The organism is Actinomyces sp. oral taxon 448 str. F0400, from assembly GCF_000220835.1.
Taxonomy (GTDB): Bacteria; Actinomycetota; Actinomycetes; order Actinomycetales; family Actinomycetaceae; genus Actinomyces.
Map to the genome: position 1 here is coordinate 1,835,573 of NZ_GL985606.1, position 17,551 is coordinate 1,853,123.

A 17,551-nucleotide genomic window follows, 5' to 3' on the forward strand; every position below is an offset into this window, starting at 1 on the left:
CCTTACAGCGGGACGTTGTCGTGCTTCTTGGTGGGTGTGTGGCGCGAATCGCGCTTGTCGGCCAGAGCTGCCAGAGAGTCGACGATGACGGTGCGGGTCTCTTCCGGGGCGACGACCGCGTCGATCTCCCCGATGGCCACCGCCTTATCGGGGTTGATGACCGTCTCGGTGTACTCCTCAACGAGACGCTCCTGCTCAGCGGCCGCGGCCTGATCGCCGCGCTCGTCGCGCACCCGCTCGAGCTCGCGGCGGTGGATGATCCCCACAGCGCCGGCGGCGCCCAGGACGGCGATCTCCGCGCCGGGCCAGCAGAAGTTCAGGTCCGCCCCAATGGCCTTGGAGCCCATGACGATGTAGGCCCCGCCGTAGGCTTTGCGCAGAACGACGGTCACCAGGGGGACAGTGGCGGTGGCATAGGCGTTGATGACCTTGGCCCCGCGCCGGATGATACCGGCATGCTCCTGCTCGGCCCCCGGTCGGTAGCCGGGCACGTCGACGAAGGTGACCACCGGCAGGCCGAAGGCGTCGCAAAAACGCACGAAGCGGGCCAGTTTCTCAGAGGCGTCCACGTCCAGCGTGCCGGCATCGACCAGCGGCTGATTCGCCGCAATACCGACCGGACGGCCCTCGAAGCAGGCGAAGCCGATGACGACATTAGGGGCGAAGACCTCCTGGACCTGCACGAGCTCACCGTGGTCGACCAGGGCGGTGATCACTTCAGCGACGTCGTAAGCCTGGCGGGAGGAGGCCGGCACGAGCGCGCCGACGCCGGCGGCCGCCGTGGCGTCGGCGGCGCGAGCGGTCGCGTCGTAGTCGTAGCGCGGAGCGTCCTGGTCCGCCGAGGACGGCAGATAGGCGAGCAGCGTGCGCACCTGCTCCAGGGCGTCCATCTCGTCCTCGGCAACGTAGTGCACAACGCCCGACACACTGCCGTGAATCCGGGCGCCGCCGAGCTCCTCGGCGCTGATGGACTCCCCCGTGACGGCGCGCACGACATCGGGGCCGGTGACGAACATGTGGGAAGCCTCGCGAGTGGCGATGACGAAATCGGTCAGGGCGGGGCTGTAAACCGCACCGCCGGCGCAGGGTCCGAGGATAACGCTGATCTGTGGCACCAATCCGCTGGCGGCGCAGGTGCGGTTGAAGATGCGTCCGTACTGACGCAGTGCCCCGACCCCCTCCTGGATCTTGGCGCCGCCGGAGTCGATCAGGCCGATCACGGGAACGCGCAGACGCAGGGCGTCGTCGAGCAAGCGAACGATTTTATCACCCTCAACACGGCCCAACGCCCCGCCGGAAACGGAGAAATCCTGGGAATAGACGGCGACCTGGCGCCCGTCGACCTGTCCGAAACCGGTGACCACGCCGGAGGGGCGGGCCCCGGCCCCCGCGCCCGAACCGGTGTAGCGGCCGATCTCGAGGAAGGTGTCGGCGTCCAGCAGTGCGTCGATGCGCTCGCGGGCCGTCTGCTTGCCCTTGGCGTGCTGGCGTCGGGCGGCGCGGTCCTCGGCCTGGGCGCCGACCTGGGCGGCGCGCTCGCGAAAGGCGGTCGTAACGGCGCAGTGCGCCATAGTGAGGGCTTCGGAGTCGGGGCCTGCGGCGGTTGCGGGAGAAGCGGTGGTCACGGCTCAGGCCTCCTGAGGAGTCGGGTGCGAGGACGTGGCGCCGGCGGTCGCCTGCACGACCGTATCCCTCATTCGTACGAGCACCTCGCCGGCGGAGACGGTGCGCCCGGCGCTGACGGGGATCTCCGCGACGGTGGCGTCGGCGGGGGCGTGGACGTAATTCTCCATCTTCATCGACTCCAGGACGACGAGAAGCTCACCGGTGCGAACCCTCTGCCCCGGTTCGACGCAGATGCGGGTGACGATCGCCTGCATGGGGGCGGCGATGACCGACGGGTCGGCGCCGGTCGGCTCGGCGGTCCCCCGCGTCCCGGATCGGGAGTTCGGGCGCCCGCGCAGCGGCTGGCGCGTGCGCCGCTGAGTCGACGCACCGGGGTAGCCCACGCCGAGGCGGGGGCCGTGGCCGCCCAAGATGCCGTCGGGAACGGTGAGTTGGACGCGCCGGCCGTTGATCTCGATGACGTAGGAGGAGCGGGTACGGCGATTCTCGGGCGCGGGCTCGGCCCCCTCCCGCACGGCGGTCGGATCGGCCAGGGCGGGCAGAACATCGTCCTCAATCCACCGGGTGGTCACGCCCAGCAGGCCATCGGCATCGGGCCGGGTTAGCTCCGGACGGGTCAGAACGTGAGCGTGCAGGTCGGTGCACACGGTCACACCTTCCACAACCGTTTCGTCCAGGGCGCGGCGGGCGCGGCGGATGGCCTGGTCGCGGCTGGAGCCGGTGACGACGATCTTGGCGAGCATGGGGTCGAACATGGGGGTGACGACGTCTCCCTCGACGATGCCGGACTCGATGCGCACGCCCGGTCCGGCCGGCCAGCGCAGGCGGGTGATGGCCCCGGTGGACGGCGCCAGGCCGCGAGCGGGATCTTCGCAGGTGACGCGCAGCTCGACGCTGTGACCGCGCGGTTCGGGGATCGGCCCCAGACGACCGCCGGCGGCGATGCGCAGCTGAACTTCGACTAGGTCGACACCGGTGACCTCCTCCGAGACGCAGTGCTCGACCTGCAAGCGGGGGTTGACCTCCAGGAACCACAAGTCTCCGGCCGGGGTCAGCAGGAATTCGCAGGTGGCGACCCCGACGTAGTCGACGGCCCGAAGCAGACGGCGAGACGCCTCGATGAGGCGGTCGTGCACGCCCTCGGGCAGGTAGGGAGCTGGGGCCTCCTCGAGAAGCTTCTGGTTGCGGCGCTGGAGCGTGCAGTCGCGGGTGGACACGACAGCGAAGTCCCCGTGCCGATCGCGGGCGCACTGGGTCTCCACGTGTCGGGCGGCCGTGACGAACTTCTCGAGGATCAGGGTGCCGGCGCCGGCTGCCGCGGACTCGAAAGCGGGGGTGGCTCCGGCCTCCTCGTCCGAGGTCAGGACGGTGATGCCGCGCCCTCCTCCGCCGTCGGTGCGCTTGAGCGCGACCGGGTAGCCGTGGGCCGCCGCGAAGGCGGTGACAGTCCCGGCACTGGTGACCGACTCGGTGATTCCGGGGACGGGGGCCACGCCGGCGCGCTCGGCGGTGCTTCTGGCGCTCAGCTTGTCGCCCAGGGCCCGCATGGCCGCCGGGCTGGGGCCGACCCAGGTGATACCGGCGTCGATGACGGCCTGGGCGAAGGCATCGTTCTCGGACAGGAAGCCGTAACCGGGGTGAACGGCGTCGGCGCCGGTGGCGCGGGCCATGGCCAGGATGGCCTCGGCATCGGTGTACGAGGAGCCTTCGGGCAGGGCGTGCGCCTCATCGGCGAGTTCGGCAGCCGGACTCAGGATGTCCTCGGGGGTGTACGGGAGTATGGAGGTGCCTCCCAGATCGCGGACCGTGCGTACCACGCGCAGGGCGATCTCACCGCGGTTGGCGATGAGGATGCGGTCGAGTGTCCGACTGGTCACCAATGTGCTCCTCGCGTTCGACGCCCGCCCGCACGAATCGCAGGGCCCACGACATGGGCTGGCGAGGACTCGTCCTGAGGCGGCGCACTCATGTGTGCTCAGGCGGGAGACCTGCTCTCCCGTCACGGTGGATCACCTGTTCCCTACAATTCCCTACAATGAAAACTGGGTGGGCGACCCACGGCGCCACGGTATGACGCCCGACGACCATTGCAGCATTGTGGAGATCTCATAAAGACGTGCGATTACGTTGGAACGGCGGGCGTCGTTGCGGTGCGGCCTCGTCATCACACACCCGGTAGACCAGGAACGAGAGGGAACTCACTCCGGTGAGGCCGGTGCGCGGGCCTGCCGGAGCCGCATCCTCACAGGCGGCGGGGACCGGGAACAACCTCCGGGTCGTGGTTGACGATCAGGCTGCGGCAGCGCGGGTCCGTCCCGACCCGCCGCACCCAGTCGAGAGAGGCGGCCGCCAGATCCGCGTCGACGACGAGGCCCGGACGCAGCCCCTGTCTGAAGGACGGGCGCCCGTATCCGGCGTCGGAGGCCAGCAGCACGAGCTCGCGCGGGTCATCCTCTCCCTGCGCATCGACGCCCTCGACCCACTCGTCGCGGTCCGAGCCGCTCTCGGAGGACGACCGCAGGATCGTCGCGCACAACCCCCAGGAGTGGCCCGGAACGGCGACCATGACGAGGCGGCCGTCTCCGAACGGATCATAGCCGGCACCGTACGGGCCGACCGGGGAGTTCCAGCGGAAGGCGTCGATGCCGGTGTCCGACCACTCATGCGGCAGGTAACGCAGACGGTCCCTGCTCGCGGCCCTCAGCTCGGGAGCGGACACGAGGATCCTCGGGGCCTCCTTGAGGTGATGCAAACCGTCGGCGTGGTCGCAGTGGAGGTGGCTGAGGAGGACGAGATCGAGGTCGCGGGGGCGGATGCCCCGCTCCTCCAGCTGCTCGTCGATGGCCTGCCCCTGCGGCAGGACGGCCCTGTTGACGCAGCACTGCTGGCGCAGGTTGGCGAACCGTCCGGCGCGGCTCCGGTTGACGCTGCCCCACCCGGAGTCGATGAGAATCAGACCGTGCGTCCCCTCGATGAGGTAGCACGACACGGGGGCCGTCATCAGGTGCTCGGGCCCGCGCAGCAGGTGGGCCCAGGCCAGCGGCCGGTCGGTGTCACGATGGTAGGGCAGTGCCTCGTCGATGATGACCGTGCCCGTGTGCAGGACAGTGAGAGTCGTATCAAGAGTCGTACAGGGCATGGAAAAACTGTACTGGCGCCCCGGTCCGCGGACGAGCCCGGTCCCGTCACCGCGCTCGCGTCGCCGCGCATCCGCCGGCGGCGAGAGCACGCAGCCCGTCGATGGCGGCCAGCGCGTCGTCCGCCCCGTAGACCGCGCTGCCGGCGACGAAGACGTCGGCGCCCGCTCGGGCGGCGCGCTCGATGGTCCGGGCGGTGACACCGCCATCGATCTGGATGCGCAACTCCAGGCCCGCCCGGCCGACCATGGTGCGCGCCGCCGCGATCTTGGGCAGCATGGCCCCGATGAAGGATTGGCCGCCGAAGCCCGGCTCCACTGTCATCAGCAGCAACATGTCGAGCTCGCCGAGCACCGATTCGACTGCGGACAGGGGCGTGGCCGGGCGCAGGGCGAGCCCGGCGCCCGCCCCCAGCCGATGCAGCTCGGCGGCCAAGCGGAAGGGGGCCGCAGTGGCCTCCACATGAGTGGTCACCACCGCGCAGCCCATTTCCGCATACAGGGGCGCCCAGCGGTCGGCCTGCTCGATCATGAGGTGGGCGTCCACCGGCAGTGGCGTGTGCGCCAGGACCGCCTCGACGAAGGAGGGCCCGCCGAAGTGGTTGGGCACGAAATGGTTGTCCATGACGTCGACGTGCAGGCCATCCGCACCCGCGACGCGCGCGAGCTCATCGGCCAGATGCGCCTGATCGGCGTTGAGGACGGAGGGGTGGATGGTGGGGGCGGTCATGGGTATCTCCTCGGGGATCGCTGGCGGTTGACGACGAGGGCCGACGGACTCAGTCGACCCGACGCAGCAGGGCGCAGAACATGGCGTCGGTGCCCTCCAGATGCGGCCATAGCTGGAGCATTCGCCGCTCGGCGCCCGCCGGCGGACGCGGGGCCAGACGCGTGGCGGCATTCCCGGCGTGGAGCACCTCGACCCGCTGGCCCCGCCTGTCGAGTCGCCTAGTCACATCGCGCACCACATACTCGGTCTCCAGCACGTGGGGCGAGCACGTCGTGTACGCCACCACTCCTCCGGGGCGCACGGTGGCGAGCGCACTGGTGAGCAGTTCGCGCTGGAGTTCAGCCAACTCGTTGACATCCTTGGCCGTGCGCCGCCAGCGCGCCTCCGGCCGGCGCCGCAGGGAGCCGAGCCCCGAGCACGGGGCGTCCACGAGGACCCGGTCCCAGGCGGCCGGCTCGTCGTGGCCGAACCGCCGCCCGTCGCCGCGGCGGACGGCGACGACGTCCCGCGGCAGAGCGCGCACGCAGGTCTCGATCAGCCGCGCACGGTGGGGGGCGGTCTCGTTGGCCACCAGCCGTGCCCCGCGCTGGAGGGCTCGGGCGCCCAGCAGCGCGGCCTTACCGCCCGGGCCGGCGCACAGATCGAGCCAGCGCTCGTCCCGGCCCTTCAGCGGCGCGTCGGCGAGCATGAGGGCGACCAGCTGGCTGCCCTCGTCCTCGACACCCGCCCGCGACTCGCGCACCGCCCGGATCCGGCCGGGGTCGCCCCCCGTCAGAACAACGGCACACGGGCTCACGTCGCCTGGGCGCGGTTCGCGGGAGGTGACGGATCCCGCCTCCTTGGCGAGATGCTCGGGGCTGACCAGGCCGGGCCGGGCGCACAACGCAACCTCGGGGTCGGTGTTGTCGGCGTGCAGCAGGTCGGCCAGCTCCTCGACAGGGCGGTCCTGCGCGAGCAGGGCCTGGCGCATGGCCTTGACCACCCACAGCGGGTGGGATTCGACGGCCGCCAGAGCCCCGGCCTCATCGGGGGCGTCGGCCCGCAGCTGGGCGAGCCACGCGTCGAGGTCGCGCTCGCACACGCGGCGCAGGACGGCGTTGACGAAGGCCGCCGCCCCGCGTCCGGCGGCATCGGAGGCCAGATCCACGGTGGAGGAGACCGCGGCGTGGGTCGGCACGCGCATCCCCATCAGCTGGTGGGCGCCCAGTCGCAGGATGTCGAGGACGTCGTCGTCGAGTTGCCCCAGGGGGCGGTCGACGCAATGGGACAGTACGGCGTCGTAGCGGCCTCGCAGCCGCAGCGTCCCGTAGGTCAGCGCGGTTGCGAAGGCGGCGTCCCGCCGCTCCAGGCGGACCCGCTCCAGCAGCGTCGGCAGGACGAGGTTGGCGAAGGCGTCATCCCGCCGGACCTTGGTCAGGGCCTCCAGGGCGAGGCTCCGGGCGTCGCCCGTCGTGCGCTGCCGCCGGCCGCGCTCGCGCCCGTCGTGGGACCGGCGGCCGGTTCCGCGGTCCCGCTCGCCGCGACCGGTACGGCGGCGCGGATGCCGCTCGCCACGATTCTCCTGATCGTCTCCGCAGCGCCTGCGCTCACCCCCGCCGCACCCACCGGCCCGCCCACGGCCCTGATCCTGACGGTGAACGCCGCCGGTCTGACCGCGGCGCCCTCCCGCATGCTCGCCGGACGCCCCCATCAGGCCGCACCGCCCCTCATCGTCTCCCCGCCCAAGACGGTGCCGACGCGAGGTCGTGCACCGCGCGCCCAGGCGTCCGCCGCCATCCAACTCCTCCCGGCGGGGGCGAGCAGCCCGAGCCTGAGGGCGCACCCTCCCGTGCCGACGAGCACCTCATGCTTGGAAACGTGCAGCTGGCCCGGCAGGAGATCGGTGACCTCTGGGACCGGCTCGGCCGGTCCCAGACGCAGCCGCCGCCCCTCATAGGCGGTGCCGGCCCCGGGAAGGGGCGTCACCCCACGGATACGCCGGTCGATCGCCCCTGCGGAGTCGGTCCAGTGGATCTCGCCGTCCGCGGGCGTGAGCATCGGAGCCAGCGTGATGCCGTCAGCGGCCTGCGGCCGGGGAACAGCGGTTCCGGCGGCCAGCGAGTCCAACACCTGCACCACGAGGGGGGCGCCCGCCTCGGCGAGCCGGTCCAGGAGATCGCCGCTGGTGTCCCGCGGTCCGATCGTCTCGGTCAGCCTGGCGTAGACCGGACCGGTGTCCAATCCTTCCTCCAGACGGAAGACACTGGCGCCGGTGACCTCGTCGCCGGCGATGATGGCGCGCTGGACCGGTGCGGCCCCGCGCCAGGCGGGCAGGAGGGAGAAGTGGAGGTTGAGCCAGCCGAACCGAGGCGCCTCCAGCAGGGCCGCGGGGACGAGCCGGCCGTAGGCGACGACCACGGCCGCGTCGGCGTCGAGCCCGCGTACCCAGGCCCCGATCCCCTCGTCCTTGAGGGTGACGGGAGTCCGCACCTCCAGGCCGGCCCGGCGGGCCGCCGCAGCAACCGGAGACGGGGACAGGACTCGGCCCCGTCCCCTCCTGGCGTCGGCCCTGGTCAGAACTCCGACCACCTCGTGCTCGACTGAGGACATCAGGGTGTGAAGAGTCGGCAGAGCAACCTCGGGGGTGCCGGCGAAGAGGACGCGCATGGCGGTCAGTCTAGGTGAGCGCGGGCCCGCCGAGCCGTCGCGCGCCCGGTCGCCCCACGACACCGGTCTCCACCAGCGCGTCGACGCCGGTACCATCATCACCCGCGAAGGCCAGGCGACGGCCCGGACATCCCCACCGCAGTCCCGGCGGGTCAACCCACGAGCCCCGCCGCGAGACCGGCACGCATCCCGCGCGCACGAACCCGGCAGGGAGGTGGTCGCATCGTCCCCGTCGCCGGCCCATCGCCGGCGCGGCGGGCCCGCGTCCGTCAACCGCACTCGCCATCTGAGGAACAACCCACGAGGAAGTGAACAATGACGAAGATCGTCAACTCCTGGAACGACTTCGACCCGCTCAAGCACGTGATCGTCGGGCGCGCGGACTTCTCGGTGATCCCGCCGGAGGAGCCCGCCACCTCCGAGAAGGTGCCGATCGACTCCGAGATGCGCGGCATGTGGGGTCCGCGCCCCACCGCCACCGTCGAAGCGGCCAACGAGCAGCTCGACAACTACGTCACGATCCTCCAGGGGCTGGGCGTTACGGTCGATCGGCCCACGCCCCTGCAGTGGAACCAGGCCATCCAGACTCCGGACTTCCGCACCGAATCGGGCATGACTCAGATGCCCCCGCGCGACATCCTGCTCACCATGGGCGGGGAGATCATGTCCGCGGCGAATTCCTTCCGCTGCCGCTACTTCGAGTACCTCGCCTACTGGCCGCTGATGAACCAGTACTTCGAGCAGGACCCCGATTTCAAGTGGACGCAGGCCCCCCGTCCGCGCCTGACCGACGAGTCCTACAAGCACAACTACTACGACGAGCGCATCACGTTGGAGGAGCGCCTGGAGCGCACGGCCGCGAAGGATTTCGTGACCACCGAGGTCGAGCCCATGTGGGACGCCGCCGACGTCATGCGCGTCGGCAAGGACCTGTTCATCCAGCACGGCCTGACCACGAATCGGAAGGCCATGGAGTGGTTCAAGCGGTACTACCCCGACCTGCGCGTGCACGCGGTCAACTTCCCGGGCGACCCCTACCCGATCCACATCGACGCGACCTTCGTGCCGCTGCGTCCCGGACTGATCATCAACAACCCGCATCGGCGCCTGCCCGCCGAGCAGCGAGAGATCTTCGAGGCCAACGACTGGCAGATCGTCGACGCGGCCCCGCCGGCCCACGCCGCACCGCCGCCGCTGTGCTACTCCTCGGTGTGGCTGTCCATGAACTGCCTGGTCATCGACCACAAGACTGTTTGCGTCGAGGCCAGTGAAGTCCACCAGATGGAGCAGATGGACAAGCTGGGCATGAACGTTATCCCCGTTCCCTTCCGAGACGCCTACGCCTTCGGCGGCGGTCTGCACTGCGCGACCGCCGACGTGTTCCGCGAGGGGGGATGCGAAGACTACTTCCCCAACCAGGCCGACGACCCCACCCGCGTGTAACGCCCGGTTCCGTCCAAGAGCCGCGGCCGGCTGGACCCGCCCCGCGGGCATCGGCGCTCGCGGGGCGGATTCGGGGCGCCCGGACGCGGTGAGCGCCGAACGTAGGCGCTCGTTCGTAAGCGGTCGGCCGCGACCCGGCCGTGACCACAGTCCGGTATCATCCACGTGATGTAGGCTCCACCGAGCACCGAGTACATCGGCGGAGGTCATCATGAGCCACGAACCAGCGGCCCCGGCGGATCCGGTGGAACGAGCGTCCCCGGCCGCGCACGACCGCGAACACGGCCGTACGCTACGGCGCGCGGCGACGGCGAGCTTCATCGGGAACTTCATCGAGTGGTTCGACTACGCGTCCTACGGCTACCTCGCGGACGTCATCGGAAGAGTCTTCTTCCCCGACACCGACGCCTCGGTGAGGCTGATGTCCACCTTCGCCATCTTCGCCATGTCCTTCATCCTGCGTCCCGTAGGAGCGGTCGTGTGGGGCGTATGGGGGGACCGGAGAGGGCGCCGGTGGGCGCTGTCATGGTCGATCCTCATCATGTCCGGCTCGACATTCCTCATCGGCCTCCTCCCCGGTTACGCGGTGATCGGGGCGTGGAGTGCGGCGGGCCTGCTCGTACTGCGGATGGTTCAGGGATTCTCAGCATCGGGAGAGTACGCCGGCGCCGGCACGTTCCTGGCCGAGTACGCGCCGCGGAGCAGGCGCGGGCTCTACACGTGCCTGGTGCCGGCCTCGACCGCCTGCGGCCTGCTCGCCGGCTCTCTCATGGTGACCGGAATGTTCGGCGTGCTGGCGGACACCTCGATGACGACCTGGGGGTGGCGGCTCCCGTTCCTCCTGGCGGGTCCACTCGGCCTCATCGGCCGCTACATCCGGGTCCACCTGGAGGACTCGCCCGTCTACCAGGCGATGCGCCAAAACCTGTCGCCAAACCCGCGACCCAATCAGCGGACGACGCACTGGTCGGAGCCGCTCAGGCGCCTCCTGCGCCACCACAAGCGGGACACGCTCATCACTTTCGGAGTCTCGTGCCTCAACGCGGTCGCCTTCTACATGCTGCTGAGCTACATGCCGACTTACGTCAAAGAGGAACTAGGGTTCTCCCAGGGAACCGCGACGATGGCGACTTCGGTCACACTGGTGGTCTACATTGCAGCCATCTTCCTCATGGGGCGCCTGTCCGACTTCTTCGGCCGCCGACGGATGCTCGTCTCCGCATGCATGGCGTTCATCGTGCTCTCGATCCCGCTCTTCCTCGCGATGACTCACGCCCCCGGGCTGCCCGCCATCGTCGCGTGCCAGATCATCTTCGCGATCATGCTCACGGCGAACGATGGCACCCTCGCGACATTCCTCGCCGAGTCCTTCCCGACGAGCGTGCGCTACTCGGGGTTCGCCTTGTCGTTCAACGGGGCCAATGCGCTTCTAGGGGGAACGACCCCCTTCATCGTGACCTGGCTCATCGGGGTCTCCGGCTCATCGCTGGCCCCCGCCGTCTACCTCACGGCGGTCTCCGCCATGGCAATGGTTTCGATCCTCGCCTCCCGCGTCCTCCACAGCTCGGACCTGACAGAGCCGTAGGAGCCGGATCCCGCCGACGCCCCCGCGGGACCCCGCGGGGTTCACCGGTGCACGGGCCCCTCGCCGCAGTTCCTCACCACAGCACGGTGGGGTCGAGCTCAATCCTCACCGGCTCCTCCCGCCGAGCCGAGCGCTCGCGTTGGCGCACGCGCAGCGCGGCGGCGAGTTCGCGACCGCGCTCGACGGGAGCCCGGATCAGGGCGCGCACGTCCTGTCCGCCCGGCGCGAGCGGGAATGAGTGCTCATCGCTGCCGGAGACCGGCGCGGCGACCGGGCCCAGGGTTTCGAAGCCCGCCTCCTCCCCCTGGCTCAGCAGCGCCTCCACCGCCTCGCGCGGCCCGTCGAGGCGGGCCGTGCGCCAGGCCGGCGGGAGATGCAGATCGGTGCGCTCGAGGAGATCCCGATGGGCGTAGTCGGCATGGTCCCACCGCACCAGCGCCTGCGCCGCCATGGGGTCGGGGCTGCCCAGGAGGATGACCTGGGCGTCGGTGCGCGCCAACACCGCCGCATTGGTCCAGCGGCGCAGCGCCTCGGCACCCGCACCGAGCTCGGGCCTGGAGGATAGGGCGCCGCCGTCAAGGAGCAGGACGGCGCGATAGCCACCGTCGGCGACGGGCTCGGCCCCGGCCGTGGCCACTACCAGGCGAGGTGAGGCATCCACGGTCTGGATAACGCCGTGCGACTCCCTGGCGCCCGAGACGACCACCGGCGTGCCCGGGAAGGCGCGTCCCAATTCCTCACCGGTGCGGGTGGAGCCCGAGCCCCGCATGCCCAGCTCGCGGTGGCCGCACGCCGGACACCTCCAACCGGCCGGGCGTCGCGCGCACCAGCGGCAGAAGAACCTGCCGGCCCTCTCCACGGCGAGCGGGCCCCCGCAGTGCGGGCAGCGGGCCGTCCGACCGCAGCATCCGCACACCGCGAAGGGGGCGTAGCCGGCACGGGGGACCTGCACCAGGACGGGGCCGTGCGCCAGAGCGCCGCGCACCGCGCGATGGGCGAGCGACGGTATCCGCGCCATTCCGGAAGGGCCCTCGGCCTCCAGCTGAAAGGCGCTGGGAGCCTGCACACGTGCCAGTGCGGCCCGGCGAACCGTCCAGGAGGCGACCAGCTCGGCCGCCCACCCCCGTTCGACGTACGCCTGCGCTTCGACGCTGCGTGAATAACCGGCCACGAGCAGCCCCGCCTCCTCCAACCCCGAACGCAATGCCAGGACCGTACGGGCATGCGCGTAGGGGGCGCGGCGCTCGCCGAGACGGTCGTCGCCATCGTCCCAGACGACCGCCAGACCCAGGTCGGATACGGGTGCGAAAGCGGCTGCGCGCGTGCCCACGACTACGCGCGCCCGGCCGAGCAGCACTCGTAGAAAAGCCCGGTAGCGCCGGGCGGGCCCGCCTTCCGCCGTCAGCACGACGACCGGCTCGCTGCCCCGGCCGCTCACTGCCCCGCCCAGCTCCTCGGCCAATGCCGCGGCCACGTGCTCGGCGCGCGCTGCCGTGGGGACGACGACGAGGACCCCTCTGCCCGAGATCAGAGCGGCCCTGGCCGCGTCGGCGAGCAGTGACGTCCACCCGCGCACCCTTCCCGCTCGGCCGGGCAGGGCCGTCCACACCGCCCGCGGCGCTCCCCTGTCCGCCAGTGAAGTCAGCAGCTCGTCGCCCGAGTAGACGTCCCAACCGGCCTTGGCCGACGGCACGCCGTCCCACCGGGGAAGTGGCGCGGCAGCGCGGTCCCGCTCGGAGAGTTCGGTAGCGGTGTGCCGAGCCGGAACCGCCAGCCGGATGACGTCCGCGCGCACGCCGGCGGTGCGCTCCGCCACAGCCTGGATCAGCGCCATCGTCGGCCCGGTCAAGACGGGTAAATCCGAGACAACCCGACGGACCGGAACCAACCGCCCGGGATGAGTCGTCGTTCCCCCGCGCTCCCAGATCCACCCGCGCGTCTCCTGCCCGCCGAAGCGAACGGTGACGCGCGTCCCCACCGCTGCCGCGGTGTCGAGGTCGGGGGGGACCCGGTAGTCGAACAACCGGTCCAGGTGCGGCAGCGGGGAGTCGAGCAGCACCCTGGCCACCGGCGAGTCGACGCCCCTCCCGTCTACGACGTGCTCCGAGGGCGCCGGAAGCGCCAGCAGCGTCCCCTGGACGGAGGGACCCTCGCGGCTCGCCCTGCTCATATCTGATCCATACCTGACCGTTACTGTTCGCCGGCGGGTCGCCGGGCGCCCTCACAGGGCCGCGCGCAGGGCCTCGATGCGGTCCGTGGCCTCCCAGGAGAAACCGGGCCGCCCGAAGTGCCCGTAGGAGCTGGTGGCGCGGTAAATCGGACGGAGCAGGTCGAGGTCGCGCACGATCGCGGCCGGGCGCAGATCGAAGACCTCCTCGATAGCGGCGGTGATCCGCGGAGTCGGAACCGTTTCGGTGCCGAAGGTCTCGACGTACAAGCCCACCGGGCGGGCCGAACCGATGGCGTAGGCGATCTGGATCTCGCAGCGTCGAGCCAGACCCGCCGCCACCACGTTCTTGGCGACCCATCGCGTGGCGTAGGAGCCGGAGCGGTCGACCTTGGAGGGATCCTTCCCGGAGAAGGCGCCCCCGCCGTGGCGGGCCATGCCGCCGTAGGTGTCAACGATGATCTTACGACCGGTCACCCCCGCGTCCCCGGCGGGACCGCCGATGACGAACTGCCCCGACGGGTTGACGAGGATCTCAGTGTCCGAGGTGACCAGCTCAAGGCCCTTGGCCTCCTCGGCCGCGAGGACGGGGCGGACCACCTCGGCGGTGATCGCGTCGGTCAGCCAGGCCCGGGTGCGGTCGGGGTCGTGCTGGGTGGAGACGACCACATCCGCCAGGCTCACCGCGCGGTCGCCGTCGTAACCGATGGTGACCTGCGTCTTGCCGTCAGGGCGCAACCCTTCCACCATACCCTGCTTGCGCACCGCCGCCAGCCGCTCCGCGAGCCGGTGCGCCAGATGGATGGGCAACGGCATGAGCTCGGCGGTGTCCGTGCAGGCGTAGCCGAACATAAGCCCCTGGTCCCCTGCGCCCTGGAAGTCGAGAGGGTCGAGGTCGCCGGCGTCGTTGCGCACCTCGAGGGCCTTGTCGACGCCGGCGGCGATATCCGGCGACTGCTGACCGATCGACGCAGACACTCCGCAGGAGGCGCCGTCGAAGCAGACGTCCGAGGACGTGTAGCCGATCGAGACGATCTCCGAGCGCACGATTTCGGGGATCTCGACGTAGGCGCTGGTGGTGACCTCTCCGGCCACGTGCACCAGGCCCGTGGTTGCCATGGTCTCCACCGCCACATGAGCGGTCGGGTCCTGGGCCACGATGGCATCGAGTATGGCGTCGGAGATGCGGTCGCAGACCTTGTCCGGATGCCCCTCGGTGACGGACTCAGAGGTGAACATGCGCAGGGAGTTCTGGGGGCTCCGAGAACTCGGCGGGGGATTCGATGGCATTGCGGTCCTTGTCTGGTCGGTGGGTGCGGTGTGGTGCATTGCGCGCATCGCGGGTCACGGTGCGCGGGGTGTGCGGACGGTGGGACTCAGGCGTTCCACCAGGGGCGCAGCGGGTACCAATGGCCGTCCTGCTCGAGTCCGGGGCGCACGGCGAGGAGCTGATGGATCTGAATGGTGTCGCGCTCGAAATTCCATCGGGCGCCCGCCATGTACAGGCCCCACAGCAGTGAGGTCTGCGAGCCGCCGCTGGCGACGGCGGCGTCCCAGTGCTCCTGCAGATTGCGGCACCATCGCTCCAGCGTGAGGGCGTAGTGCTGGCGGAGATTCTCCTCGTGGACAACCTCAAAGCCCGCATCGTGCAGGTGAGTCATGACCACGCCCGGCGCAGCGAGCTCACCGTCGGGGAAGACGTAGCGTCCGATGAAGGCGCCGGCGCGGTTCGGCTGGGTGGAGTCGCGGCGGGTGATCTGGTGGTTGAGGAGCCTGCCTCCAGGGCGCAGGAGAGAGAACATGGTCGAGAAGTACTCGTCGTAATGGCGGACGCCGACGTGCTCCATCATCCCCAGCGAGCAGATGGCGTCGAAGCCGCGCTCGGGCACCTCCCGGTAGTCCATGACGCGGGCCTCGGCCAGGTCGGACAGGCCCTCGCGGGCGATCCATTCGTTGGCCCAGCGGGCCTGCGGTTCGGAGAGCGTGACACCGATGGCGCGGATGCCGCGCTGTGCGGCGGCCACGAGGACAGACCCCCACCCGCAGCCGATGTCGAGCAGACGCTGGCCCGGCTCGAGGTCGAGCTTGTCGAGGACGAGACGGATCTTGTTGTCCTGGGCGTCCTCAAGGGAGTCGTCCGGCCGGGTGAACAAGGCGCAGGTGTAGGTCATCAGCGGGCCGAGGACCATCGAGTAGAAGCGGTTCGAACGGTCGTAGTGGGAGGAGACGGTGTCCCTGTCCCCCCGCGCTGTGTGGGGACGCACGCCCGTCAGCGCGCGCCTCCAGGCGGGTGGGGTCTCAGCGTCCGGAACGTCGGGGCGGCGCAGGCCGCTCCGACCGATCGTAGTGAGGATGCGGCGCAGACTGGTGAGCGAGGGGCGTCGGAGCTGAGCGCGGAGCTGCTCGAGACGGTCGAAGGCCCGGTAGGGGTCGCCTGGCTCGACGCCGCGCGCGACGATCTGTCCCATGATATAAGCGCGGGCAAGGCCGAGCTCCCCAGGAGCGGTGATGATGTAGCTCAGAGCCTTGGGGGAGACGACGTGCAGCTCCAGGTCGCAGGCCCGCGGGCCCACGGCGGAGCCGTCGTAGGCGGTCACGCGCAGGGGCAGCGGCGGTGTGGTCACCGCCTTGACCATGTCCGCCACGGTGCAGGTGCTCTCCGAAGTACTCATCATGCATCACTTCCAGGTGCGGTTCGTCACGCGAGAGGCTCTCCTGCGCCGCTCCGCCGGATCAGCCTCCATGGTATGTTCGCTCGTCGCGGCGCCTAAAGAGCGGGCGCCGCGCCGTCCCCGTGATAATTCAGATAGTTCAGACATTCAACGCTCGTCGGCGCCGGAGCCTCATGAGTCCTGGACGCGGGCGTCCAGGACTCGGGCGACCAGATCGACGAGCGTTCGGGCGACTTCGGCTTTCGAACCGGCCGCCCGGACGACCTCTCTTCCGTCGGAATCGAGGACCACGACGGAGTTGGGAACGTCACCGAAGCCGGTGCGCGCTCCGACGGCGTTGACAGCGAGCAGATCTGCGCCCTTGCGGCGCGCCTTGGCGGCTCCATGGGCGAGCACGTCTCCGGCGGCATCCCCGGTCTCGGCGGCGAAACCGACGACGAGCAGGCCCCGTCGAGGTGGGTCGGCCACGAGCCCCGTCAGGACGTCCGGATTCTCCACGAGCTCGATCACACGGCGGGCCGGAGTCGCTCCACAATCAGGGCTCCGACTCATGCCCCGCTTCTTGATCTTGGAGGCGGAGACAGTCGCGGGCCGATAGTCGGCCACGGCCGCGGTCATGATGACGGCATCGGCCTGGGCCGCCTCGCCGCGCACGGTCTCGCCCAGCTCGAGAGCGGTACCGACGGGAATGACACGAACCCCCTCGGGCTCCAGCCCCGCCAGAACATGGGCGTCCACGTTGGCGGCGACCACGACGGTGCGCGCCCCACGACGCGCCGCCTCCGCCGCGATGGCGCAGCCCTGGCGGCCGGAGGAGCGGTTACCGAGGAAGCGGACGGGGTCGAGCGGCTCACGCGTGCCGCCGGCGCTGACGACAAGAGCGCGTCCGGCCAGATCCTGCGGCGGGCGGGACCCCGCCGCAGAGCCGGCCGCATCAGCGATAGGCACCGCATCGCCCGCCGCGCCGAGAATTGCGAGGGCGGCGGAGACGATGCGCCCGGGCTCGGGCAGCCGTCCCGCTCCCGAGTCGCCGCCTGTCAAAGGCCCCGCGTCCGGAGGGATGACGCTGACACCGCGACGGCGCAGCGTGGCCACGTTCTCCTCGGTGGCGGGGCTGGTCCACATCCGGGTGTGCATGGCGGGTGCGAGGACCACGGGGGCGGTCGTCATCAGAATGGTCGCGGTCAGCAGATCATCGGCCCGGCCGGCCGCCAGACGGGCCAGCAGGTCCGCGGACGCCGGCGCTACGACGACGAGCTCGGCCCATTCCCCCATCTCCACGTGCTCGACGGCTGCAGGATCGTCGAAGACACCTGTGCTCACCGGGCGTCCGGTGACGGCGGCGAGGGCCGGGGCCCCGATGAAGCGCAGTGCGGCCTCGGTCGCGACCGTGCGCACCTCATGCCCCTCCCGGCGCAGCAATCGGATGACGGAGGGGGCCTTGTAGGCGGCGATCGATCCGGACACGCCGACGATGACGTTCCGCGCCCCCGTCTGCCGCTCCACTGACCCGGAACGCGAAGTCCCGCCCCGCGCCCGCGGGGCG

At 70.7% G+C, this 17,551-nt stretch carries 12 protein-coding genes; 2 read left to right on the plus strand and 10 right to left on the minus strand.

What is annotated here, in order from left to right:
• Window positions 1–2: 2 nt before the first annotated feature.
• The 6 genes from HMPREF9062_RS07845 to fmt all read right to left on the minus strand — a co-directional run bounded on the left by HMPREF9062_RS07845 (window position 3) and on the right by fmt (window position 8,138).
• On the minus strand, window positions 3–1,571 hold the full coding sequence (locus HMPREF9062_RS07845; RefSeq protein WP_083820099.1) for an acyl-CoA carboxylase subunit beta: 1,569 nt from the start codon (window positions 1,569–1,571) through the stop codon (window positions 3–5).
• Window positions 1,572–1,628: 57 nt separating this feature from the next.
• Window positions 1,629–3,503: an ATP-binding protein gene (locus HMPREF9062_RS07850; protein ID WP_034253966.1), complete on the minus strand. Its 1,875-nt coding sequence runs from the start codon at window positions 3,501–3,503 to the stop codon at window positions 1,629–1,631.
• 365 nt (window positions 3,504–3,868) lie between these two features.
• Window positions 3,869–4,765: an N-acyl homoserine lactonase family protein gene (locus HMPREF9062_RS07855; RefSeq protein WP_034254864.1), complete on the minus strand. Its 897-nt coding sequence runs from the start codon at window positions 4,763–4,765 to the stop codon at window positions 3,869–3,871.
• Window positions 4,766–4,811: 46 nt separating this feature from the next.
• Window positions 4,812–5,492 carry a ribulose-phosphate 3-epimerase gene (rpe, locus tag HMPREF9062_RS07860; RefSeq protein ID WP_009749559.1) on the minus strand — a complete coding sequence of 227 codons (681 nt, stop codon included), beginning with the start codon at window positions 5,490–5,492 and terminating at the stop codon, window positions 4,812–4,814.
• Window positions 5,493–5,541: 49 nt separating this feature from the next.
• The gene (locus HMPREF9062_RS07865) at window positions 5,542–7,182 is read right to left on the minus strand and encodes an RsmB/NOP family class I SAM-dependent RNA methyltransferase (RefSeq protein ID WP_009749560.1); all 1,641 of its coding nucleotides are present in this window, start codon (window positions 7,180–7,182) and stop codon (window positions 5,542–5,544) included.
• A complete protein-coding gene (gene fmt, locus HMPREF9062_RS07870) occupies window positions 7,182–8,138 on the minus strand; it encodes a methionyl-tRNA formyltransferase (protein WP_009749561.1) in 957 nt (318 codons plus the stop codon). The genes HMPREF9062_RS07865 and fmt overlap by 1 nt, the downstream gene beginning before the upstream one ends.
• Window positions 8,139–8,453: 315 nt before the next feature.
• Between fmt and HMPREF9062_RS07875 the strand changes: the two genes are divergently transcribed.
• Both HMPREF9062_RS07875 and HMPREF9062_RS07880 read left to right on the plus strand, forming a co-directional pair.
• The gene (locus HMPREF9062_RS07875) at window positions 8,454–9,581 is read left to right on the plus strand and encodes a serine/threonine protein kinase (protein WP_009749563.1); all 1,128 of its coding nucleotides are present in this window, start codon (window positions 8,454–8,456) and stop codon (window positions 9,579–9,581) included.
• A gap of 211 nt (window positions 9,582–9,792) precedes the next feature.
• Window positions 9,793–11,166: an MFS transporter gene (locus tag HMPREF9062_RS07880; RefSeq protein ID WP_009749564.1), complete on the plus strand. Its 1,374-nt coding sequence runs from the start codon at window positions 9,793–9,795 to the stop codon at window positions 11,164–11,166.
• Window positions 11,167–11,239: 73 nt separating this feature from the next.
• On the opposite strand, the gene HMPREF9062_RS07885 is transcribed toward HMPREF9062_RS07880, so the two are convergent.
• The 4 genes from HMPREF9062_RS07885 to coaBC all read right to left on the minus strand — a co-directional run bounded on the left by HMPREF9062_RS07885 (window position 11,240) and on the right by coaBC (window position 17,511).
• Window positions 11,240–13,336, minus strand: a complete 2,097-nt coding sequence (locus HMPREF9062_RS07885; RefSeq protein ID WP_009749565.1) for a primosomal protein — start codon at window positions 13,334–13,336, stop codon at window positions 11,240–11,242.
• Window positions 13,337–13,387: 51 nt separating this feature from the next.
• A complete protein-coding gene (gene metK / locus HMPREF9062_RS07890; protein WP_050795269.1) occupies window positions 13,388–14,623 on the minus strand; it encodes a methionine adenosyltransferase in 1,236 nt (411 codons plus the stop codon).
• Window positions 14,624–14,709: 86 nt separating this feature from the next.
• Window positions 14,710–16,005, minus strand: coding sequence for an SAM-dependent methyltransferase (locus HMPREF9062_RS07895; protein WP_156789993.1), 1,296 nt, complete (start codon window positions 16,003–16,005; stop codon window positions 14,710–14,712).
• A 171-nt stretch (window positions 16,006–16,176) separates the two neighbouring features.
• Window positions 16,177–17,511 carry a bifunctional phosphopantothenoylcysteine decarboxylase/phosphopantothenate--cysteine ligase CoaBC gene (coaBC, locus tag HMPREF9062_RS07900; protein ID WP_009749568.1) on the minus strand — a complete coding sequence of 445 codons (1,335 nt, stop codon included), beginning with the start codon at window positions 17,509–17,511 and terminating at the stop codon, window positions 16,177–16,179.
• Window positions 17,512–17,551: the final 40 nt, after the last annotated feature.